This is a genomic window from Klebsiella sp. PK01 (genome assembly GCF_057624675.1).
On sequence record NZ_JBYEZM010000001.1, the window covers coordinates 789727 to 811716 of the forward strand.

General features: G+C 50.4%; 21 protein-coding genes. 13 read left to right on the forward strand and 8 right to left on the reverse strand.

Going from position 1 to position 21990, the window contains the following annotated elements; genetic code table 11:
- Positions 1 to 35 precede the first annotated feature (35 nt).
- Positions 36 to 1127, forward strand: coding sequence for a malate/lactate/ureidoglycolate dehydrogenase (locus AC22LX_RS03805; protein WP_015705181.1), 1092 nt, complete (start codon positions 36 to 38; stop codon positions 1125 to 1127).
- A gap of 244 nt (positions 1128 to 1371) precedes the next feature.
- Positions 1372 to 3522, forward strand: a complete 2151-nt coding sequence (fdhF, locus tag AC22LX_RS03810; RefSeq protein ID WP_045397730.1) for a formate dehydrogenase subunit alpha — start codon at positions 1372 to 1374, stop codon at positions 3520 to 3522.
- A 220-nt stretch (positions 3523 to 3742) separates the two neighbouring features.
- Here fdhF and AC22LX_RS03815 read toward each other — a convergent pair whose 3' ends face one another.
- A complete protein-coding gene (locus tag AC22LX_RS03815) occupies positions 3743 to 4750 on the reverse strand; it encodes an AraC family transcriptional regulator (RefSeq protein WP_074165853.1) in 1008 nt (335 codons plus the stop codon).
- Between the two features lie 279 nt (positions 4751 to 5029).
- Between AC22LX_RS03815 and AC22LX_RS03820 the strand changes: the two genes are divergently transcribed.
- Together AC22LX_RS03820 and AC22LX_RS03825 are read left to right on the forward strand one after the other, a co-directional pair.
- On the forward strand, positions 5030 to 6631 hold the full coding sequence (locus AC22LX_RS03820) for an aldehyde dehydrogenase family protein (RefSeq protein ID WP_045397710.1): 1602 nt from the start codon (positions 5030 to 5032) through the stop codon (positions 6629 to 6631).
- Between the two features lie 367 nt (positions 6632 to 6998).
- Positions 6999 to 7442, forward strand: coding sequence for an acetyltransferase (locus AC22LX_RS03825; protein ID WP_045397707.1), 444 nt, complete (start codon positions 6999 to 7001; stop codon positions 7440 to 7442).
- A gap of 19 nt (positions 7443 to 7461) precedes the next feature.
- On the opposite strand, the gene AC22LX_RS03830 is transcribed toward AC22LX_RS03825, so the two are convergent.
- From AC22LX_RS03830 to AC22LX_RS03840, 3 genes are all read right to left on the reverse strand, one after another.
- Positions 7462 to 8046, reverse strand: a complete 585-nt coding sequence (locus AC22LX_RS03830; protein WP_045397704.1) for a helix-turn-helix transcriptional regulator — start codon at positions 8044 to 8046, stop codon at positions 7462 to 7464.
- A 318-nt stretch (positions 8047 to 8364) separates the two neighbouring features.
- A complete protein-coding gene (locus AC22LX_RS03835) occupies positions 8365 to 8985 on the reverse strand; it encodes a histidine phosphatase family protein (RefSeq protein ID WP_072048057.1) in 621 nt (206 codons plus the stop codon).
- Between the two features lie 252 nt (positions 8986 to 9237).
- Positions 9238 to 9786 (reverse strand): GNAT family N-acetyltransferase, encoded by a 549-nt coding sequence (locus tag AC22LX_RS03840; protein ID WP_032707855.1) that lies wholly within the window; start codon positions 9784 to 9786, stop codon positions 9238 to 9240.
- Between the two features lie 338 nt (positions 9787 to 10124).
- On the opposite strand from AC22LX_RS03840, the gene AC22LX_RS03845 reads away from it, so the two are divergent.
- Together AC22LX_RS03845 and AC22LX_RS03850 are read left to right on the forward strand one after the other, a co-directional pair.
- Positions 10125 to 10481 (forward strand): ASCH domain-containing protein, encoded by a 357-nt coding sequence (locus tag AC22LX_RS03845; RefSeq protein ID WP_161798772.1) that lies wholly within the window; start codon positions 10125 to 10127, stop codon positions 10479 to 10481.
- 202 nt (positions 10482 to 10683) lie between these two features.
- A complete protein-coding gene (locus AC22LX_RS03850) occupies positions 10684 to 10902 on the forward strand; it encodes a DUF7661 family protein (RefSeq protein WP_015366962.1) in 219 nt (72 codons plus the stop codon).
- Between the two features lie 315 nt (positions 10903 to 11217).
- On the opposite strand, the gene AC22LX_RS03855 is transcribed toward AC22LX_RS03850, so the two are convergent.
- Positions 11218 to 11820, reverse strand: coding sequence for a TetR/AcrR family transcriptional regulator (locus AC22LX_RS03855; RefSeq protein WP_015705172.1), 603 nt, complete (start codon positions 11818 to 11820; stop codon positions 11218 to 11220).
- A gap of 138 nt (positions 11821 to 11958) precedes the next feature.
- Between AC22LX_RS03855 and AC22LX_RS03860 the strand changes: the two genes are divergently transcribed.
- Positions 11959 to 12360 carry a RidA family protein gene (locus AC22LX_RS03860; RefSeq protein WP_015705171.1) on the forward strand — a complete coding sequence of 134 codons (402 nt, stop codon included), beginning with the start codon at positions 11959 to 11961 and terminating at the stop codon, positions 12358 to 12360.
- A 955-nt stretch (positions 12361 to 13315) separates the two neighbouring features.
- Here the strand turns inward: AC22LX_RS03860 and AC22LX_RS03865 are convergent.
- Entirely contained in the window at positions 13316 to 13888 is a 573-nt protein-coding gene (locus AC22LX_RS03865) for a flavin reductase family protein (protein WP_047050174.1), read from the reverse strand.
- 129 nt (positions 13889 to 14017) lie between these two features.
- Between AC22LX_RS03865 and AC22LX_RS03870 the strand changes: the two genes are divergently transcribed.
- The 3 genes from AC22LX_RS03870 to AC22LX_RS03880 all read left to right on the forward strand — a co-directional run bounded on the left by AC22LX_RS03870 (position 14018) and on the right by AC22LX_RS03880 (position 16665).
- Positions 14018 to 14917 carry a LysR family transcriptional regulator gene (locus AC22LX_RS03870; RefSeq protein WP_032709936.1) on the forward strand — a complete coding sequence of 300 codons (900 nt, stop codon included), beginning with the start codon at positions 14018 to 14020 and terminating at the stop codon, positions 14915 to 14917.
- Between the two features lie 199 nt (positions 14918 to 15116).
- Positions 15117 to 16025 (forward strand): LysR family transcriptional regulator, encoded by a 909-nt coding sequence (locus AC22LX_RS03875; RefSeq protein WP_045396212.1) that lies wholly within the window; start codon positions 15117 to 15119, stop codon positions 16023 to 16025.
- 133 nt (positions 16026 to 16158) lie between these two features.
- Positions 16159 to 16665, forward strand: coding sequence for an SRPBCC family protein (locus tag AC22LX_RS03880; protein ID WP_045396209.1), 507 nt, complete (start codon positions 16159 to 16161; stop codon positions 16663 to 16665).
- Positions 16666 to 16931: 266 nt separating this feature from the next.
- Here the strand turns inward: AC22LX_RS03880 and AC22LX_RS03885 are convergent, their stop codons facing one another.
- Both AC22LX_RS03885 and AC22LX_RS03890 read right to left on the reverse strand, forming a co-directional pair.
- Positions 16932 to 17960, reverse strand: coding sequence for an alpha/beta hydrolase (locus tag AC22LX_RS03885; protein ID WP_045396206.1), 1029 nt, complete (start codon positions 17958 to 17960; stop codon positions 16932 to 16934).
- Between the two features lie 13 nt (positions 17961 to 17973).
- Positions 17974 to 19203 carry an MFS transporter gene (locus AC22LX_RS03890; RefSeq protein WP_487333756.1) on the reverse strand — a complete coding sequence of 410 codons (1230 nt, stop codon included), beginning with the start codon at positions 19201 to 19203 and terminating at the stop codon, positions 17974 to 17976.
- A gap of 295 nt (positions 19204 to 19498) precedes the next feature.
- Between AC22LX_RS03890 and AC22LX_RS03895 the strand changes: the two genes are divergently transcribed.
- The 3 genes from AC22LX_RS03895 (at position 19499) to AC22LX_RS03905 (ending at position 21944) form a co-directional block, all read left to right on the forward strand.
- The gene (locus tag AC22LX_RS03895; RefSeq protein WP_487333757.1) at positions 19499 to 20398 is read left to right on the forward strand and encodes a LysR family transcriptional regulator; all 900 of its coding nucleotides are present in this window, start codon (positions 19499 to 19501) and stop codon (positions 20396 to 20398) included.
- 39 nt (positions 20399 to 20437) lie between these two features.
- On the forward strand, positions 20438 to 21127 hold the full coding sequence (locus tag AC22LX_RS03900; RefSeq protein ID WP_213292615.1) for a helix-turn-helix transcriptional regulator: 690 nt from the start codon (positions 20438 to 20440) through the stop codon (positions 21125 to 21127).
- Positions 21128 to 21197: 70 nt separating this feature from the next.
- Complete coding sequence (locus AC22LX_RS03905) at positions 21198 to 21944, forward strand: SDR family NAD(P)-dependent oxidoreductase (RefSeq protein WP_487333758.1); 747 nt, start codon at positions 21198 to 21200, stop codon at positions 21942 to 21944.
- Positions 21945 to 21990: the final 46 nt, after the last annotated feature.

A 21990-nucleotide genomic window follows, 5' to 3' on the forward strand; every position in this document is an offset into this window, starting at 1 on the left:
CAACAAAACAACAACATACATCGAGGAGACTATCCGTGCCTACAGGACATCGATTTCGCCCCACGGAGCTACACCACTTCGTCACTACCCTGTTCACGCAGCTGGGCAGTACGCCAACCGAAGCCGCGCTGGTCGCAGACCACCTGATCGCCGCCAACCTTGCCGGACACGATTCCCACGGCGTCGGCATGATCCCGAGCTACGTAAAATCCCATAGCGAAGGTTTTTTGCAACTTAACCGCCATGCCAGCGTGATGAAAGACGCCGGCGCCGTCGTCACCCTCGACGGCAACGCCGGTTTTGGCCAGGTCGTTGCCCATGAAGCCATGCAGTTGGGGATTGAAAAAGCCAAACAGCACGGCCTGGCCGCCGTGGCGCTGCGCAATGCTCACCATATCGGGCGCATCGGTTACTGGGCGGAACAATGCGCGGCGCAGGGGTTAATATCCATTCATTTCGTTAGCGTCGTCGGCGACCCGATGGTGGCGCCATTTCGCGGCAAAGATAGTCGCTTCGGCACTAACCCACTCTGCGTGGTCTTCCCGCGTGAAGGCCATCCGCCGCTGCTGCTCGATTACGCCACCAGCGCCATAGCTTTTGGCAAAACCCGCGTCGCATGGCATAAAGGCGAAGCGGTGCCTGCCGGCTCATTAATTGACTCTCGCGGCGAACCGACCACCGATCCGGCGGTGATGCAGACCTCGCCGCTTGGCGCCCTGCTCACTTTTGCTCAACATAAAGGCTATGCCCTGGCGACGCTCTGCGAGGTGCTCGGCGGCGCGGTCTCAGGCGGACAAACGACCCATCAGGACAGCCTGCAGGGCTGCGTCGACGCCATCTTCAACTGCATGACTACCATTATTCTCAGCCCTGAAGCCTTCGATGCGCCGCAGATGCAGCGCGAAACCGAGGCCTTTATCGACTGGTGTAAACAGTCGCCGCACGATGCCGATACGCCTATTCTGGCGCCTGGTGAGTGGGAAGCGGCCAATCGTCAGCAGCGGCTGGCAAACGGTATTCCGCTCGATGCCAGTAGCTGGCAGGCGATCTGCGCCGCCGCGCGGCAGGCCGGCATGTCGCAAGAGACGCTGAACCAACTGCAGCAGAATATGGAAGTTAACGCTTAACCTCAGTCCCCGCGGGGCGATCGTCAGCCACGGCGTCCCGCGTCATCGTCACTTGTGACGACGTCAGTGATTTTCCCGCGTCTTTATCACCTTCATCCCGCGTCATCAGCGCTATTTTCACTTTGGCACGCATTATGCAATCGATTTGCATCGCACGACGATCGACGTCGCGCGTTTGCTGACGGTAGCCTGCCGGGCCCGGCGCGCTATCGCCCTATCTTCACTGTTAACAGGTCTGTTACTGATGAATAAAATTACCAGCGTGTGCCCCTATTGCGGGGCGGGTTGTAAACTCAAATTGGTTGTCGAAAATGATAAAATCATTCGCGCCGAGGCCGCCGACGGCGTCACCAATCAAAACCAGCTATGCCTGAAAGGCTACTACGGCTGGGATTTCCTCAATGACACGCAGCTTCTCACGCCTCGCCTCAAGCAACCGATGATTCGTTATCAGAAAGGCGGCCCGTTCACCCCGGTCAGCTGGGAAGAAGCGATTCGCTACACCGCCGCTAAGCTCAGCGAGATCAAAGCCAAGTACGGGCCGCGCGCCATCATGACCACCGGATCGTCCCGCGGCACCGGTAACGAAACCAACTATGTGATGCAGAAATTCGCCCGAGCGGTACTCAATACCAATAACGTCGACTGTTGCGCCCGCGTTTGCCACGGGCCGTCGGTCGCCGGGCTGCAGGCTTCACTCGGCAATGGCGCGATGAGTAACTCAATAAGCGATATCGAGAACTCAAAATGCCTGCTGGTCTTTGGCTACAACTGTGCCGATTCTCACCCTATCGTGGCGCGACGGGTGCTCAAAGCCCGCGATAACGGCGCGAAAATCATCGTCTGCGATCCGCGGCGCATTGAAACCGCCCGCATCGCCGACCAGCATCTGCAACTCAACAACGGCAGCAATATGGCGCTGGTCAACGCCTTCGCCCATGTCCTGCTGGAGGAAGATCTCTACAACCACGATTACGTTGAGCGTTATACCGAAGGGCTGGAGGCCTACCGCGAAGCGGTGAAAGACTACTCTCCCGAAGCCGTGGAAGCACTGGTCGGCGTCCCGGCGCTGGCTATCCGGCGGGCGATGCGTACCTTCGCCGCCGCCCCTTCCGCCACCATTATGTGGGGAATGGGCGTAACCCAATTCGGCCAGGCGGTTGATGTCGTTCGTGGTCTCGCCAGCCTCGCGCTGCTGACCGGCAACCTCGGAAGGCCTAACGTCGGCGTCGGCCCGGTTCGCGGACAAAATAACGTCCAGGGCGCCTGTGACATGGGCGTATTACCCAACCAGTTCCCGGGCTATCAGGATGTCACCGACGCCGCGGTTCGCGCCAAATTCGCCAATGCCTGGGGCATCGATCCGGCGCTGATGGATACGCAAATCGGCACTCGTATCACCGAAGTCCCGCATAAAGCGCTGGCGAGAGAAATCAAAGCCTACTACATCATGGGCGAGGATCCGCTGCAAACCGAGGCTGACCTGGGTCTGGTACGCAAAGGGATGGAGGCGCTGGATTTCGTGGTGGTGCAGGATATCTTTATGACCAAAACGGCGGAAGTGGCTGACGTACTGCTGCCGGCGACGTCCTGGGGCGAGCACGGCGGCGTCTTTACCTGCGCCGACCGCGGCTTCCAGCGTTTCGAGCAGGCTATTTCTCCCACAGGTAACGTGAAACGCGATTGGGAAATTATCAGCCTGCTGGCCAGCGAGATGGGCTATCCGATGCATTACGCCAGTAACCAGCAAATCTGGGATGAGATGCGTGAACTCTGCCCGCTGTTCTACGGCGTAACCTGGGAGAAAATGGGCGATATGGGCCACGTGCAGTGGCCGTGCCCGACGCTCGATCACCCCGGTACGCCGTGGTTGTATCAGGATAATCACTTTGATACCCCATCGGGCAAAGGGCAACTGTTCGCCGCGCCGTGGCGCGCGCCGGCGGAAACGCCGGACGATGATTTCCCGCTGGTGCTCTGCACGGTGCGCGAAGTCGGACATTACTCCTGCCGTTCAATGACCGGCAACTGCGCCGCGCTGCAGTCGCTGGCGGACGAACCGGGCAGGATACAGATGCACCCTGCCGATGCCGAGCGGGCAGGTATTGCCGATCGTCAGCTGGTTTGGGTGAGTTCGCGGCGCGGCAAAGTGATGACTCGCGCCGATCTCAGCGAGCGTATCAACCCCGGCGCGGTGTACATGACCTACCAGTGGTGGGTCGGCGCCTGTAATGAGCTGACCCAGGATAATCTGGATCCTATCTCGAAAACGCCGGAAACCAAGTACTGCGCGGTGAAGGTCGAGGCCATTGCCGACCAGGACTGGGCGGAACGGTACGCCTGGACGACCTATAGTCTGATGAAGGCGCGGTTAAAGGCGGCGGCTAACGCCTGAGGGTGAATTCAGGGGGAGGCTTAGCTTCTCCCTGGAATCTGACGCTGTCTGGATTGACATCAAAATAGGCCTTCTTTGGCAGGACGAATTTGTGAAAATCTTTTGTACCGCTCAGGGACCTGCCAGCAGGGACTGAAGTATATAGCCGCCCACCAGCCCTGTGGCGCCAGCAAGCAGGACTTTCCGTTGTTCGGTAAGTTTAGACATGGTGTGTTTTTCCTCAATTCAAGCGCATGGCATGACGGACGCTGTCAGGTGTTTTTCCAGTCCACCCCTGGAATGCGCGATAAAAGGAATTGGGATCTTCGAATCCAAGGAGGAAAGCGATCTCTGCGCCGGACATCGTGGTATTTGCCAGATAATGTCGGGCAAGGCTCTCCCGCACCATATTGACCAGGGCGCGAAAGTTTTCCCCCTCCTCCTCAAGCCGACGTTGAAGCGTACGCTTACTCAAACCCAGTCGTTCCGCGGCCTTCTCAATGGTAGCCGCGTTACCAGGCAACAGCTCCAGTAAGACAGCACGCACGCGTTCCGCCGTCGATGCCGTCGAATCAAGTTCACTGAGCCGTCGGCGAAGATCGGGTTCGAACGCGTGAAACATGCTTTCGTTGACCGTGAGGAATGGACGCAAAGCATCCACAGCGGCGAAAGCGATTGCTGGATACTCTCCCTTTTGCACAGGTACGCCGAAGAAATTCTCGTAACGCCGGAGATAACGACTGGACGGAAGTTCCGGCAGGATAACGCGATGCGCCTTAATGTGCTCACGGGTAGCCAGTCTGGCTAGTCGCACGAAAAACGCAATCTCGGCCACTTGCAGCGAGTGAGGTACCGCGGTTTGTATCGACAACCAGCGAGGCGTCACGACCAGCTCGCCTGCGTCACCCGTATTGACTTCAAGGCTCATGGGCGCCACAAGTTGCTTGTATTTGGCGAGGCGCTGCATAGCCTGTACCAGATTCGTGCTGCACAGGGCAGCGAACAGCGGTGGGTTGAAAGAATCAGCCGAGAGAGTCTCGACGAGGCGTAAGGGAAAAATGGCATCACTTGCCTCAGCCTCTAAAGCGCGCCAGAAACGAAAATAGTCTTCGCCAGAAAGCCCCTGTCTTGTACGGGAGAGTAAATCGTCTGGAAGGCCGGCCCGACGTAATACATGGCCAGGCTGAACACCTAAGTCCTTCAGTATTGCCAGCCAGCCAATATCCATGGGAAAAGTTTTGTTTTGCACCTTCAGAACTCCGTCACTATTGCTCATTCAACCGACGCTCAGAGTATAGAGCAGTCGTGCGCTTAACCCCCGTCAAACCGCGCCACAATGACTGCACGTTGCGCCACTCTGTAACATCCGCGACTCAACTCCCTGTGCTGGCATCTCTCGCATTAAAATTGGCGCGGATTGCCAGAGCGTTGTCGTGGCTTGCTTCCTATAGTGAGATGTAAACATCACACCAGCCAGGACACGTTCCACCTGTCCTGGCGGTCCAATCTGAACAATAGAGAAATCCCAATGAATGCTACCGAAGCTATCGACCAACTGGATCCCCAAAAATGGACCACAACATCTCCCGCAGAACGTTTGCATCTGCTGGAGGAAATCCGTGCAAACCTGAAGAAGTACGGTGATGACCTCGCCTTCGCCGACAGCAAGATGAAGAATGGCATCCTCGGTGCGCCTCTTTTTTCATACCCAATGTCAAAGGTTGCTACCGTCGTTCCTATGGCGAGTACCGTCTCGGCAGCCATCATCCTTTATGAATCCATTCTCGACGGCAAGATGCCACAGCCGCTGAGCGTGGAAAAAGTGAGTGAGGATCTCTACGATATTTATGTCTTTCCGCAGGAGCGGAAGGACAAGTTGATGTACGCGGATCAGAAGAGTCGCATCCGTGTGAAAGGCGCACCGAAACAAATCAATCCGATGGAAAAGCCCGCGGGTATTATTGCCGTGCTGGGTGCCGGCAACTACAGCTCAGCGCTCGAGGTGTTGAAAGCGATCTTCTTCGAGAACTGTACAGTCGTACACAAACCGCATCACCTGAACGAAGAAACCGACAGGATTTGGGCGAAGATCATGCAGCCGCTGATCGATCGGCGCGTTCTGAGCTTCTGCGATGCCGATCGGGGACAAGACCTGACAGTAGATCCCCGCCTCTCCCGGATCTACTTTACAGGTGGAACCGCAACGGCCGAGGCTATCATGTCAGCGACAGAGACGCCGCTTATCTCCGAATGCGGCGGCAATAACCCATGCATCATCGTGCCGGGCGACCGGCCATGGACAAAGAAGGAAATTGAGCATCAGGCAGTGCAGATAGCCACCATGGCAAAGTTCAATGGTGGCGCGAACTGCGGTCGTCCCCAGACTCTGGTGACAAGCAAACACTGGCCGCAGCGCAAGGAATTCCTCGACGCGCTGCGGGTCGCTATCTCGGAGACTACTCCGGCCATGGGTATGTACTACCCCGGCGCCGACAAGGTCGTGGATGGTTTTCGACAGGCCTATCCCGATGCGGAAGTACTGAGCCCCGAGGGCGGCAGGTATCCGCATTCCGACGTCATATTACTAACAGACGTTGAGCCCGGTGGCTACGCCACTTCACATGAAGCGTTTAGCCTGGTGCTCGCTGAGGTGCCGCTAGATCTGCCAGCCAATGCCGCGCACTTCCTCCCCGGCGCCGTCAAGTTCGCCAACACCCAGCTCCTGGGCACGCTCGCCAGTGCGATACTTATCGATGAGGATACCAGAAAGGCCCATCAGAAATTACTCGAGCAGGCGGTGTCTGACCTGGAATATGGTGCGGTCGCCATCAACAGCATGCCGTCCTTCATTTTTCTCAACCCCTATCTGACCTGGGGTGGAAATGAGGCAGACAAGACGTTCGTTTCTGGTCGCGGCAACTTTGGCAACCTACTCAATTACGAGAACGTTGAGAAATCGATCATGGAGACAAAGTTTATGTCACCAGGGCACATGCTGTACACAAACAAGCGAGCGTTCGACAATATGGCTGGAAACATGGCGAATTTCGCAGTCGAGCCTACCTGGATGAACCTGACCTGTCTGATGGGGGACGCCATCCGCGATAGCTTCCGTAAAAAAGATTTCTGAGTCAGTAGAACGCATCGGCCTGAAAGGCATTATCATTGCCCCTTACTCGACTATCTTCTAGCGAGTCTGCTTCGTAGCCTGAGCAGTGAATGTGACCTTGAGGACATGCATAGGGTGAGCTCCACAACAATAAATCGGAACTCATCGCGGCTTTCCACAATAAATCGTGGTGCTCGAACGGCTTGTACGCCAGTTCGAGCGCTATCAGGCCAGAGCCGGTCGTGGCATTCTGCACCTGAAAGTGAGTCTAGCAACGATAGACTTGACGACACCTTCACTATTGTGAATTTAATTACACCATAGTAAATTACGTGGATTCATTTTGTAGGTTATTACCCAAAAACATGTCCATTTTAAGGAAAAAAAGATGATAAAAATCAGAATGTCACGACCTTCTGAAGCGGAAGACATCATCCAAATTTGGAAAAGTTCTGTCGATGCTACGCATGATTTTCTGACAGCCCATGACCGGCAAGAGATCGAAAAAGAGGTGGTCGGCTTTTTTTCGGAAACCCCTGTATGGGTAGCGACAAATGATGAAGACCAGCCACTCGGATTTATGTTTTTACATGATGGCCATCTGGAGGCCCTGTTCGTAGATGCTGCTGCTCGCGGGCTTGGCGTCGGAAAACAGTTGATATCCCATGCCCTTGCTCTTCATCCTGATTTAAGCGTCGACGTCAATGAACAAAACCAACAGGCTGTCGGGTTTTATCAACATATGGGCTTCCAGGTTTCAGGGCGCTCCGGGCAGGATAGTCAGGGAAGACCTTATCCCCTGCTGCACCTGCGTAAAGGGAATGGCGTCTAACCGTTTAGCAGGGGAAATATCATCTGTTTTTTTGGCTAAACGCAACGATGTATGTACAGCTCTGTTCGCTATCCGGGTTAGTCATTTGGCACTCGCCTGCAAAGGTAAGAGCAAGACAGTCACCCGCTTGTAAGTGATGGGTCTGATGATTGACCCTAAAATCAAGGTTGCCGCTCAGCATCCAAAGTGTTTGCCCGCAAAGATGCTCAATAGCGGAAGCGGGGATCGTCAGTTGCCCCATTGCAGGGATTTCAACTTTTATCAGTTCCGGGCTGGCGCCCGCCGGGGACAATGTCCAACGAATAATGCCTGATTGTTCATCTGTCCAATGCTGCTGCTGGTGAGCGAAACGAACCAGCGAATTCTGATGTTGCTCAAGCTCGGCGAAAAGTTTTGATAGCGTAATATTCATGGCGTTCGCTAACCGACTAAGAATAGTCGCGCTGGGGCTGGAGACGCCTCGTTCAATCTTACTAATCATCGCCTGGCTGACGCCTGAGCGTTGAGCAAGTTCCGTTACCGTCCAGTTACGAGCTTTCCTGTGCTTTAGTAATAACTGTGCAATGTCGCTATCTACTATCTGATTTTTCTCTGTTTTATCCATTTTTACCCTCACTTTCGCCAGCCTGATTATGCCATTACCTAAATTAGGCTGGAATCATTGATTGTGTCAGTGTGAAAAAGTCAGGTTTCAATGGATGGACAATTATCTTTAGCACCCACGTCATCAGAAGAGCATGAGTTTGCGATGCGCACTCCCGGCACAACGCGGATAAGTTAATCCGAGTTCTTCGTTTCATAGCAACGTCCCCCCTAAGGATAGCGTTGCATCGACCCGTTGAACTCACAGCGAGGAGTGAACATTGTGCTTAAATAATGATGACTCTGGCAGGATGGTTTTTCAATGCCTGGAAGGTAGCCACTAATTCAGGTGACGTAAATGTGTAGCAATCCCCCACTTTAGGCCAATACATTTTCCATTAATCAGGTCGATAACAGAATAACTTGCATTGGGATGAGCATAGCGAGGGAAACTATCGACAGTCCCTTCTTTAAGAATTGCCAGAGTGCCCTGACTGACATGCCCGTGAGACACAATACATATTGTTTGTTGATGTGATGAGGTATCTTCCAGGTTTTGTAAAAAACGCATAACTCGCTGAGAAGCATGCGCCAGTGACTCCCCCCCTGGTGGACAATACTCTGCATCAAGCCTGAATAATGCATTTGCATAGTTTGGATGTTTTTGTCTGAGTAGTTCTAACGGCATACCTTCAAACTGACCAAAGGCCTGCTCTTTAAGGGCCGGTTCAGTCGTCAGTGAACAATGAAAGTGTTCAGCCAGGCTTTGCCCCATTTGCCAGGCACGCCCAAGCGGAGAAGCGTAAACACGCTCTATTTGATACTCACTTGCACTAAACGCTGCTAGTAGGGCGGATGTTTCACGCAACCCCCGACAGGTCAAGGAGCTATCGCTGTGCCCCTGAATAATTCCTTCCCAATTCCACTCTGTTTCTGCGTGTCGAACAAGTATCAATTTCATCGTTAGCTGGCCATGCTCGTTGTTGATCAAAATGTCCCAACTGCGCGATGTCAAACACACACCGTTGAAGCAGCGGAAGGCTTTTCTGTTGTGGAAATAATGAACAAGTGTAGCTTATTGCCGTTATGCAGCGGCTCTGGGTGTGGGGCGCTGAATTTTATCCGTAGTTAACTTCCGCTTTTGGCACGAAGCGGACGTGTTAACGAAGCTGAAGGTCCGCTGGGAGCGCTTAGCGGACATGCCATCAGCTTATCAGCCACCTTTACGAGCATTCCATTCATCACGTGTGATTTCCCATAGCTCGGAATCCAGCAGACCGCTGACATATGCTTTCTTTTCAGTCCTAATGAGCCGCATGCCACTGCTTTGTGAGATACGTTTGGAGCGGTTATTGAGAGCCGCTTTCGGCGCACGCAATATAGTCTTATTTAAGGAATTGAACCAATAATCTGTAGCTGCGTTACAGGCCTCACGCATAAAACCTTTGCCCTGATGCTCCGGAGATAACCAAAATCCTCGGTTGTTATCCTCAACATCATAAAGACAGATTAAACCTACCATGTTGTCAGGTGTTTCACGATGCCTAATAGTCCAGATCCAAGCGATTCCATTTGCTATATCAGGCAAGGCAACGTTATTGACATAATTCTCGGCGCCATTATCCGGATAGGGCCACGGTACTGATGAGACCATGTACCGAACAATCTCCCAGCGAGGATAAAGTATCTGAATTTGTGAGGCATCTTCTGAGGATAATGGTTTTAACAGTAAGCGTTCTGTATAGAGAATAGGTATTGGCATCAGCACTTTTCCTTCCTGAACTTAGTGTCTATTACTATTTAAGCCATTAAATAGCTATCTCAATGTATCTTGATGTACAGAAAATATCTATACAATAGGAGGCGCGGTTAACAATCAGTCAGGGGCAGTTTTTGGCACTGCGCGGATGAACCAACTGAGTTTAAGCTCCAGTCTGAGCGAAGAGCAAACCACACTATCTGAGGTAACGTATTACTGTTAATGGTGACCCCATTAACGCTAATACTATTATTACTTTTTTCATCAACGGTTAGGCAGATGCATTAATGGTTAAGCTTAGGGAAATAGAAATGAAATATCCAGGCGCAGGGGCCTGGCAAATGGGAGACAGTCCAGAACTGGCAAGCGAGCTTGCTAACCTTATTAAAAAAGGAATCAAAACGGCCTCTTGTGGATCTTTTGCCTCTTACCAACAGGAAGAATCTGCTCCGAGGATTGGCAGCTATAACATAATTCTTGATGGACAGAATGTCCCGGTATGCGTGATCCGGCTGGTTTCGCTACAATTGGTGCGTTTTTGCGATATTAATGAGGAGTTCGCTCGCAAAGAGGGTGAAGGCGATTTAAGTCTTGAATACTGGAAGAAAGAGCATCAGCGATTTTTCATCCGTGAAGGTCATTTTTCTGAGGATATGGAGTTGATCGCAGAAGAATTCGAAGTGGTTGAGGTGCTGTAATCGGAGATAAAATTGCTGATGTTTATCTATCACCCTTTTCATAAACGTCCGCTCCTGGCACGAAGCGGTCAGCATGCAGGATCACCAGAACTGTCATGACAAAAGAAGATGTTGTCCTCTAACGAATGCAGGATTTATTCTCTGCCTTTCTTATTCGAAGTAATATAACGTGTGGTTTGATTGACATTACTGGAGGTATAACATGTTGGTTTATAATGTCTTTGGTCGATACCTTGGCATTCTGCGTAAGAATGAGTGCTGGTTGGTTTTTCGAGTAGATCTGACAGAAAGAAAGTATTCCCGTATCTATGACGTTGTTATTCCAGATGATCTGGCAGAAGATGAAATTGCAGGCTGGTTAGATGATATTTTCCATGAAGCTGCAACCGAACGTCATCCAGATGTTAAACGCATCGAATAATTAATTGATCAAATTATCAATATCCGCTTCTGGCGCGACGCGGACTGCCTGAATAGCCGTACGATCTCTATGAATGAAAGGTGGAGTTTAGCTTCTCGGGCCTGTTTATACACAATCGGGCTGGCTGTATTGTAACGTCCGAAAAATCTGGTAAAACATTGCTACACAAAATTCTTTACTATCAAGATTCGTGAAGGCCGTATTGAACCGGCCTTATGTGATTTTCAGACTGAATTACTGACCCGAGAGAATCGAAGCCGGAACAAGCGGCACGGAGCTCAACTTATTAACGAACCTTCAGGTTGAGAATGGAGGTTATGGGTGCTTGCCCTCTTCCAGCAGGCCATTTACCAGCAGGGTGAAAACCTGAATCGCTTTTGGTAAAGCATGCTGCGGATCTTCACTGGCAGCCACCCACTGAGCGGCATTCAGTGCAGCTCCATTTAGCAGCCAGGCGGTAGCATCCACATCTACCGGCTTGATTAAGCCGCGTTCAATCAGATCTGAAATGCTCTCTCGGGTGGCGTCAAGGCAGTTGTTCTGACTCGGCCATTTCGTAGGATCGCCAAGAAAAGCCGGGCCATCAAGCAGAACGATACGCCGGACTTCTTCATCCAGAGCCATTCTGATATAGGCTATCCCTTCAGCCAGAAGCTTTTGCTGGTCATCCCTGAACTGTGTCGCTGCACTCTTGGCACTTTGTGCCATTTCTGAGTCAATCTGGGCAACCACAGCGGCAAGCAACCCTTTTTTGTCCCCAAAATTATGGTACAGAGCCCCACGCGTCAGGCCAACGCTGGCAGTCAAATCATCCATTGATGCTGCTGCAAACCCTTTTTCGGCAAAGGCTTTTCGTGCGGCTGTAATCAACTTCGTGCGGGTTTCTTCCATCGTTTCGGCGCGGCGTTTGGCAGCCATGCGGACTCCTTGCAATATACGCAGCGTATGAAATTTGACATACGCCGCGTATGTGTGGTTAAGTTTACATACACTGCGTATATTAATTGATTTATTTATGTCACGCACGGCTTCACACATCCGAAAAAAGGATACGTTATGAACCAACCGAAACCTGTTTTCCCGGCGAATCGCCACGCTCTCTATGAGAAGCATGGTTATTCTGCTGCGATCCGCTCTGGTGATTTACTGTTTGTATCCGGTCAGGTGGGTAGCCGGGAAGATGGTAGTCCTGAGCCCGACTTTGCAACGCAGGTAGAACGTGCCTTTGAAAACCTCAAGGCCACTCTTACCGCCGCAGGATGTTCGTTTGAAGATCTTATCGATGTGACAACCTTTCATACCGATCCGGAGAGTCAGTTTTCAACCATTATGCAGGTGAAACAAACCGTTTTTCCGAAGCCGCCATATCCCAACTGGACAGCCGTGGGGGTTAACTGGCTGGCGGGATTTGATTTTGAGATAAAGGTTATCGCCCGGATTCCGGAACATCAGCTTTAAAAACTTCACACACAGATATCACGAGCTCCGATATCTGTGTGTAAACCCGCCACCAGGTCAGCTAAGTCTGGCTTCGGCATTCACTTCATCCAATCGAGTGAATATTTTCTTTTTTTAAGCTCTGCAGTCAGCTCTTGCACATGTTTCAACGTGATATGGTATTTCGCTATAATGCCCCTGAGACTCATACGAATCCATTCCATATCGATATGACACTTTTTACCCCCTTTTCATATGGTCAGGGTGCAATTTGCTCTACACAGGTAAACTATTATCCTTCTGGGCTTCTGGGTATTGACGAAACAGCGCTAAATATTCAATTTTTCCACAGGTGCTCAAACCGCCTATATACAACTGACCTGCCCTCAGCGGCTTAGATTGTTTTATTGTGCCCGGATTCTGTGCTCTGCTGTAATAAGGCCGTCGTATGGGTGTACGTGGTTTTGATCTCTGTTTAATATATGAAACTCAAAAGCAGGAGTTATGATAAAAGTACAACGGTACTTATCCCCTCTCCTCAAACTATTGATGGTTACAGCCAGGATAAAGCGGATACCTTGCCGAGATACAGCGAGCGAAAATAGAGCCATCAGGTGCTGTCATCCCGCATCAGTCAGGACAAATTAGATGCCATTTATTATTGAGATCAAGAGGTTATCTCTGGCACGGAGTGGACGGATTCACTGAGCAGAAAGGCCACTGTGAGCGAAGAGCTGTCATGCTTACCTATGGAACAGGTTCTCAATGGTGGCATCACTTAATAATGAAGGGAAGCAAGCCAACGAATCAGCACAGGAAAGCCCATTATACACGTGTATAATGGGCTTTCCTGTTATGACAAGGCGAACTTAGCTGGAGGTCCGCAGTGAACGAGAAGCGGACATCTTAATTATTTTTTTATGCTACTACCTCAATGTAGCCATGTTATATGGCTACATTGAGACAGAGGTAAGGATTAGTCTTTTCCTGGACCATAATTAAATTTTGTACCTTTGCCAATGGCGTAAAACTGTCCGCCAGCTACGTAATGGACAGTACGTAATTCATCAGGCGCATCATCAAAAATCCAGTGCCCATTTCTGAAAACGCGGTCATCGCTCCATGCTCCGACAATTTCCCCCATGAACAAGTTGTGCTGCTTTTCATTTTTTTCATTGGGTATGACCTTACAGACTAGCCAACCAACGCAACCTTCAACTAAAGGCAGATCAAACTCTTTCTGATAAAACAGTGGAATTTTACTGTTTTTATCGGGTGTGTCAGAATAACTGTTGCCCCCAGCATATAAAACCATTTCCATCTGATTTACTACTGGGATCTGGACAACGTAATATCCGCTTTTTTCTACAAGCCCACGAGTAAATGCCTGTGGACCTATAAAAGCCATCACTTTGTTATTGCCTATTAATCCCACCCAAGCCGCTGCCATGACATTTTCAATGCCATCATTTTTAGCCGATATCATTGTTGTTGGCCCGATCTGCAATAAACGATAGGCTTTGTTTAACTCTACTGGTTGAATTGACATAATTTACTCTTTTGAGTTCTGATAAAAAATTAAGACAGGTTACTTATTTGATTGTTCGATTATATGACTGGAATAGTTGCAAATTAATTGCTATTATCAAAATACATTATTGCAATTTTCACAACAATCATGAACAAACTTGATGCTCTAAAGTTTTTTATCATCGCCTCTGATACCCTGAACTTCCGCGAAGCAGCAACCAAGCTGTCGGTTTCACCATCAGTAGTCACGCGGACAGTCGCTGAGCTGGAGAAACAACTTGGTGAACCTCTTTTCAAACGCAATACTCGTTCGATCTTTCTCACCAGTTTCGGCGAGCTATTTTTACCCCAAGCGAAGCGACTGCTGGAGGATTCTGAAAAACTATTTCAGACGGCGAAAGATGATAATGAAATGAAGGGTATTGTTCGTATCACATTACTTCGATTTCCAAATCATGAACAAATATTGTATGAACTATTGACTGCACTACGTCCCTATCCTGAGTTATTTATCGACTGGCGTTTAGATATGATGAAACTTGATACTATAGAGCATCGTATCGATATAGGTATACGCGTAGGGCGAGAACCTAATCCTAACTTTATCATTAAAAACATCGGGCAAGTTGAACATATTTTAGTCTCATCCCCTGAACTCATTGCACGCCTGGGAGCACCAACTGATTTAGAAGATCTTCGGCAGCGTTATCCATTTAGTGGTTTAATTAACCCTGATACAGGAAAATTATTTGAGTTTATGAGTGACGCAGTGAATACTTTTGTCCCTCGTCATATCGAGTTTTATACAACAGACCCATACGCCGAAATTCAGGCTGCCTTGGCCGGGAAAACAGTTGTACAATCCAGCGATTTTATTTGTAGGGAGTACTTAACAAGCGGCCAACTTGTTCCCCCACTGCCAGAACTGCGACAGGAGAAATGGCAATTTTATTTATATCGGCCTTACCAGCTGATTACTCCAAAAAGGGTGACGGTCGTTTTCTCGCTATTAGAAAAAATATTACGCAAATATTTCGCATCAAAATAACATTCTCCTCAACGTCCGCCTCTGGCACGGAGCGGACAAACTCAGGTCTGCCGTAAGCGAAGAGCGGATTTATCTTTACAAAGGTTACCAGCCAAAACTAAAAGATCACCAAAAGGAAAACACTCATAAACCTTCTAGACAACCTTTTCCCGAGCATTTAGCCTGAATTAAAATTTTATATCTGTCAGGCTACTTCACTATGAAAAATGATATGAGAACCCTCGACCTTAACCTTCTTAAGGCCCTTGATGCATTACTGGATGAAGGAAGCGTGACCCGGGCTGCGCAGCGCCTCTCCCTGACACAACCTGCCGTCAGTGGCATGCTTATTCGCTTGCGTGATTATTTTGACGATCCCCTCTTTGTTCGCACCAGTCACGGTATGGTTCCCACAATGCGGGCCACCGAACTTTCTATGCCGGTGAAACAAATACTCACCGATATCGCTATCATGCTGAAACAAAAGCAATTTGATCCTATGGCGGCGGAGCTGACTTATACCATCGTAGCAACGGACTATGCACTTAAGGCTGTTGTCGTTCCGTTGATGGCTGAGCTAAAACAACGTGCACCGAATATTAAAATCGCCGTGCGGCCCGTGGACAATGAGCGAATGTATCAGCAGTTGTCTCGGGGTGAAGTTGATCTGGCTTTGATAACACCGCAAACAACCCCCGAAGACCTGCATGGAAGAGCGCTCTATGAAGAAGATTATGTCTGCGTAGCACGACGTCATCATCCTCTGGCAGCGAGTTCGGAAATGACGCTCGAACAATTTTGCAAACAGGAACATATTTTGGTGTCATCAGAAGGTAACTTCACCGGTGTTACAGATGAAGCACTGGCTAAGCTCAGTCTGACACGACGAGTAGGCATGTCAGTTAACAGTTTTCAGGTGATACCTGATATATTGCAAGTGACTGATATGATTGCAGTTGTACCTCACCGCATGGTCTTGACTAACAACGATCTCATCATTCTCCCTTTGCCCCTGAAAGTACCCGGCTTTACCAAGAGCATGGCCTGGCATGAGCGAACCCATCGTGACCCAAGTCATCAGTGGATTCGTGCTTTATGCGCAGAAGTAAGCCAACATCCCGCGCCCTGATATAATTTATCTTATTAAGAATATAAGTAATGACAATTCGCCTTATAACTCCATTGCACCAATAATCACTGTCATCACGTTACTGCCGTAATGACACACGCAGTACACTCAACTATAGCAATTGGAGAAATTTATGAACGCGATTAACTGGCCTGAAGGCTTTATTCCGGGTTTTACCGATAACTTTGTTTCTAATGAAATGATCATCTCAGGTCTGAACGTCAATGATGTCTGGCCGCTCCTGTGTCAGCCACTGCTATGGCCGGAATACTATAAAAATTCCGCCGATGTGCGCTTTTATGACAACAAAGGTCCAGAATTGGAAAATGGGGTTCGCTTCTACTTCAGCACGTTTGGTTTCCCAGTTGAAGCTCAGGTTGTGGAGTTTGTTCCACCTGCTGAGGGTAAACCTGCTCGCCTGGCATGGCACGGATGGGCCGGTGAAAAAGATACCGCTCAACGACTCGATGTCCATCATGCGTGGCTACTGGAGGATCTTTCCGGTCATAGGGTCCGTATCCTAACGCAGGAAACACAGAACGGAGTCCCGGCAAAAGATCTGGCCAATACCCGCCCGAACCCAATGCTTAATGGTCATCAGGAATGGCTTGACGGCCTGATTCGAGCAGCAAAGAAATAATAAACCGCTTTCCACAGTCATATCACTGAGGCTGCACTTCCCCGCAGCCTCAAGAATATTTGCCCGTTTGCTATGGCACTTGATTACAGGTAAATCATGTAACCCCCGCAAGTGACACCACACAGCCATCTCTGTGATGTCCCCTCCTGGCACTACACAGGCATTTCAACTCTCAGTGATGCGGCAGCATTTTGTCCTTTTGAGCAAATTACACCCCACTACCGACCCGAGGGCCGGTAGCTGTTGATACAACCCATTACCACGCGTTATTTGAGATTCTTGCGGAAAAAGTCCGTCAGCTTGTCGAAGGGGATCACGTCCGTGCGGTCATACAGATCGACGTGCCCAGCCCCCGGAACGACATACAGCTCTTTAGGCTGACCGGCGCGCTTAAAAGCGTCCTCGCTGAACTCTTTTGAATGGGCCTGGTCACCGGTAATAAAGAGCATCGGACGCGGCGAAATGGTTTCAATATCATTGAACGGATAGAAGTTCATAAACTTACCGATACTGCTCAGCATCGGTTTGGTCGTCAGCTCCTCTTTCTCGCCCTGCGGGGTGTAACCGCCGCGTTCGGTGCGATAGAAATCAAAGAACTCGCGCTGAATTTGCGGCGTAGAAGCGTCCAGCTTATTCACGGTACCCGGAATGTATGCTTTCTCTCCTCCTTTGAACTCGGCAAACCGCTGCTCAATGGCCGACTGGATAAAGGCCTTGCGCTGTTCCAGCGTCTGGGAATGGTTAAGACCGTTACGAAACGCGGCGCCCATGTCATACATGCTGACGGTGGCGATAGCTTTCATACGCGGGTCAATTTTCGCGGCGCTGATGACAAAACTTCCGCTGCCACAGATGCCCAGCACGCCGATATTTTCTGGATCAATAAACGGTTGCGTACTGAGGTAATCCACCGCCGCGCTGAAATCATCCGCGTAGATTTCCGGTGAAATCAGGTGCCCCGGCTTGCCTTCGCTTTCTCCCCAAAACGAGAGATCGATCGCCAGCGTAACAAACCCCTGCTCCGCCAGCTTCTGCGCATACAGGTTTGCGCTTTGTTCCTTGACCGCGCCCATTGGATGACCAACGACGATCGCCGGGTTTTTGGCGTTATGATTTATCGTTTTCGGGATAAACAGATTGCCGACCACGTTCATTTGATACTGATTTTTAAAAGTGACTTTCTGCTGCGTCACTTTTTCGCTTTTATAAAAGTTATCAGCGCCTCTGGACATATCCGCCGCCGAGGCGGCAAATGCGCTGATGAACATTCCCAGGGCTAACGCAAATTTATTCATGATAGTTTCCTTGTCAGGACGAGTGTGATGAAAGACCATCGGCAGACGCGTCTGCACGTGAGGTCAGGAAAATCAGTACGGTTGCGATAATCAACATCGCGGCGCTGGCCAGAAAGGTGCTCTGGTAGCCATGATGGTCGAACAACAGGCCCCCCACGGTGGATCCCAGCGCAATGGACAATTGCACCATCGCCACCATCAGCCCGCCGCCCGCTTCGGCATTTTGGGGGAACGTGCGTGGAACCCATGCCCACCATCCCACGGGCGCGGCGGTTGAAATAAACCCCCACAGCCCGAGCAAGGCCGTCACGATGGCCACCTGGCTGCCAAACACGATCAGAGCCAGCGCCGCGATCGCCATCAGCACGGGAATCGCCATTAGCGTCGGGTAGAATCCGCGCTTCAATACCCGGCCAATCAGCATGGTGCCGATGAAACCCGCCATCCCGATGACCAGCAGGATGAGAGTCACCGCTGAGGCGTCTACCTTCGTGACCGTCTCAAGGAAAGGTCTGATATAGGTAAAGAGCGTGAACTGCCCCATAAAGAAGATCCCCACACCCAACATGCCCAGCATAACCACCCGACGGCGTAACAGTGCGAAGACGTTGCCGGCCCCCGCAGGCTGGCGGGTAACCGGCATGGAAGATAGGCTGAGCAGTTGCCAAATAAACGCGACGATGGCGACGGGTAACAGACAGAAGAAGGCTCCCCGCCAGCCGATGACGGAACCCAGCCAGCTGCCCAGAGGCGCGGCCACAACGGTTGCCAGCGCGTTGCCGCTGTTAAAAATGGCCAGGGCCAGCGGAACACGATGCACCGGCACCAGGCGCATCGCTGTTGCCGCCGACATTGACCAGAACCCGCCGACCACGATGCCAATCAGGGCCCGGCCCGTCATATAGGTCAGGTAATTAGGTGCCATCGCAATGACGCCCCCGGAAAGGGCCATGATGCATGTCAGGCCAAGCAACAGCGTTTTTCGGTTAAGCGTGCCTGCCAGTCGGGAAATAAACAGGCTGGTCATCACCGCAAACGCGCCGGAAATGGCAATTCCCTGCCCGGCCATACCTTCGGTGACCTTCAGGGACTGCGCCATCGATGTCAGGAGGCTGACCGGCATAAATTCGGAGGCAATCAGGGCGAAGACGCACAGCGTCATAGCAAACACGCCGCCCCAGTGCGCCTGCTGTTTTTCACGGGCTCCGTTCTGATTTCTGGTTTCAGTTTTTTGATTACGCATTTAGCCTTTCTTTTCTGTTGATAATGGGATGCCCTCCCCCTTCTGAAACGGCGACGTGGGGGATAAGCGCATGAGTTAAAAAGAACGATGGATATGGAGGGCGCGACGGCTCAACCCGCAACACTGAACCCGGCGGAGAGGATCATCAGCAGTGGCGTTTTACGGTGAGCATTTTCCATCTCGTTTAGCGTTGACTTTTTCATCGCATTATTGTTACCAATAGGCAGCAGTGAAACTAGCTAATGAATGCTTAATAGCCTTATAAGTAAAATTTATAAATAGCCCGGAAACCAACATGGCAAGACGCAACCTCAACGATTTACTCTCTTTCATCACCGTGGCGCGGGAAGGCAGCTTCACGCGAGCCGCCGCGCAGCTTGGCGTGACCCAGCCTGCGCTAAGCCAGGCGATTTCCGGGCTGGAAGAACGAATGCAAATCCGACTATTGACGCGGACCACCCGCAGTGTGTCCCCGACGGTCGCCGGGGAGCGCCTGTTGCAATCAGTGGGCCATCGTATTGACGAGATAGAGGCTGAGCTGGACATGCTGACTGAACTGCGGGACAAGCCTGCAGGCACCGTCCGCATCACCTGCGGGCCGAACGTGCTGAAGACGACCCTGCTGCCCAAGCTTGCGCCGCTGCTCCGCGAATATCCGGATATTCATATTGAGTTCGATGCTAATCACGGATTCCGGGACATCGTGGCGGATCGGTTTGATGCGGGCGTGCGGCTTGGCGATACGATTGATAAAGATATGATAGCGATGCCAATCGGCCCGAAACTACGCATGGCCGCAGCCGCCTCGCCAGATTATTTCGCGCGATACCCGCAGCCGCAAACGCCTCATGAGCTGACGCAGCATCAGTGTATTAATTTGCGCATGGTCCGCTCCGGCGGGATTTATGTCTGGGAATTCGATCGCGAGGGAGGAGAGTTGAACGTCCGGGTTAATGGACAGTTGACGTTTAACACGTCGGATCATGTTGTCGACGCCGCCCTGGCCGGGTTAGGCATCGCCTTTTTACCTGAAGAGGAATTCGGCTCACACATCAGAGAAGATCGTCTCGTGCGGGTGCTTGAGTCCTGGTGTCATCCTTTTCCGGGCTACTATCTTTATTATCCCAGCCGCAAGCAGCCTTCCCCTGCCTTTTCACTCGTTGTTGATGCGCTGCGCATGAACGGGAAACTTTAGATTTAAGATTTTTCGCAGTATCGGGATGGATTTATAGATATGACCAGAACAGAGAGGCTTCTCGAGTTACTACAGATATTAAGGGCGCAAAGATATCCCATCACGGCATCCACGCTCTCAGAAAGATTAGGAATAAGCGTGCGCTCGCTTTATAGAGATATAAAAACGCTACAGGATCAAGGGGTTCGTATTGAAGGTGGGGCCGGTATTGGTTATATCGTCAAGTCTGATTTTCATTTGCCGCCCTTAAATCTTTCTCATGAAGAAATCAATGCTATTACCCTTGGGCTAAACTGGGTATCTCATAACACAGATGATGATTTCAAAAATACAGCAAGGAACGCGCTTGCCAAAATACACGCCGTCATTCCTGATGAATTAAAAAACCTTATCGAAAGCCAATCCTATTTGATCGGCCCTGCAGAAAGCAATGAGGTATTTTTCAAAGACATTCGTAGCGCTATTAAAAAGCAAAGTAAAATCAAAATAAAATATTGTGACAAGAAAGGCGCTTACTCTTCTCGTGTTATATGGCCCATCGGATTGGCATATATGCAGTCATGTTGGCTTTTGGTCGCATGGTGTGAAATGAGAAATGATTTTCGTCACTTTAGAACTGATAAAATTGCAGAGATGGCACAACTGGACTCTATCTACAGGGAAAGCCGGACGGCTTTATTGAAAAAATGGAGAATAAAAGAAAGGATCGACGAGGCAAAAGAGTACTGACAAAAATTGTCACAGCTATTTTGTATACTCCCCCAGATGCAAGACTCAATTCTACGTCATAGGGGGAACGATGAATTTCCAGAATAAAGTTGCTGTCATCACAGGAAGCACGACAGGGATAGGTGAGGCAGTCGCAGAGCAATTACACCAACATGGGGCTAAGGTCGTTATTGTCTCCCGTTCACCAGAGCAGGCCATCCAAAAAGCGAAACAATTATCTTCACAGGGGCAACAGGCGCTGGGGATCGGATGCGATGTGTCACAACCCGAACAAGTAGAGCAAATGATCGCTAAAGTTATCAAACATTTTGGCAGACTTGATTATGCTGTAAATAATGCGGGCATCACAGGTGAACATGGTAAAAATATAACAGAGCAGACGGTTGAAAACTGGGATAAAGTTATTGCCACTTCATTGAGCGGCGTTTTTTACTGCCTAAAATACGAAATACCTGCAATGATGAAGTCTGGCGGTTCTATCGTTAATTTATCTGCAGTAAATGGTCTGGTTGGTATTCCCGGATTAGCGCCCTACACCGTGGCTAAACACGGTATCATCGGTTTGACCCAAACCGCAGCATTAGAGTTTGCAACGCAAGGCATTCGAATCAATGCCGTCGCTCCGGGCTATGTCCAAACGCCACGAATGAGTGAATTTCCTGACAATATCGTACGTAGTTTCGCCAATAGCCACCCTATGAAGAGGATGGCAAAAATGCGGGAAATAGCAGACTTCATACTGTTTTTGCTGTCAGAAAATGCGGCGTTCTGTACCGGCGGCGTTTATCCCATCGATGGTGGTTATTTAGCTGAGTGAAACTCCCCCCAGTGCTTTTAAACTGCAAGAGTTTCATAAGGCTTTA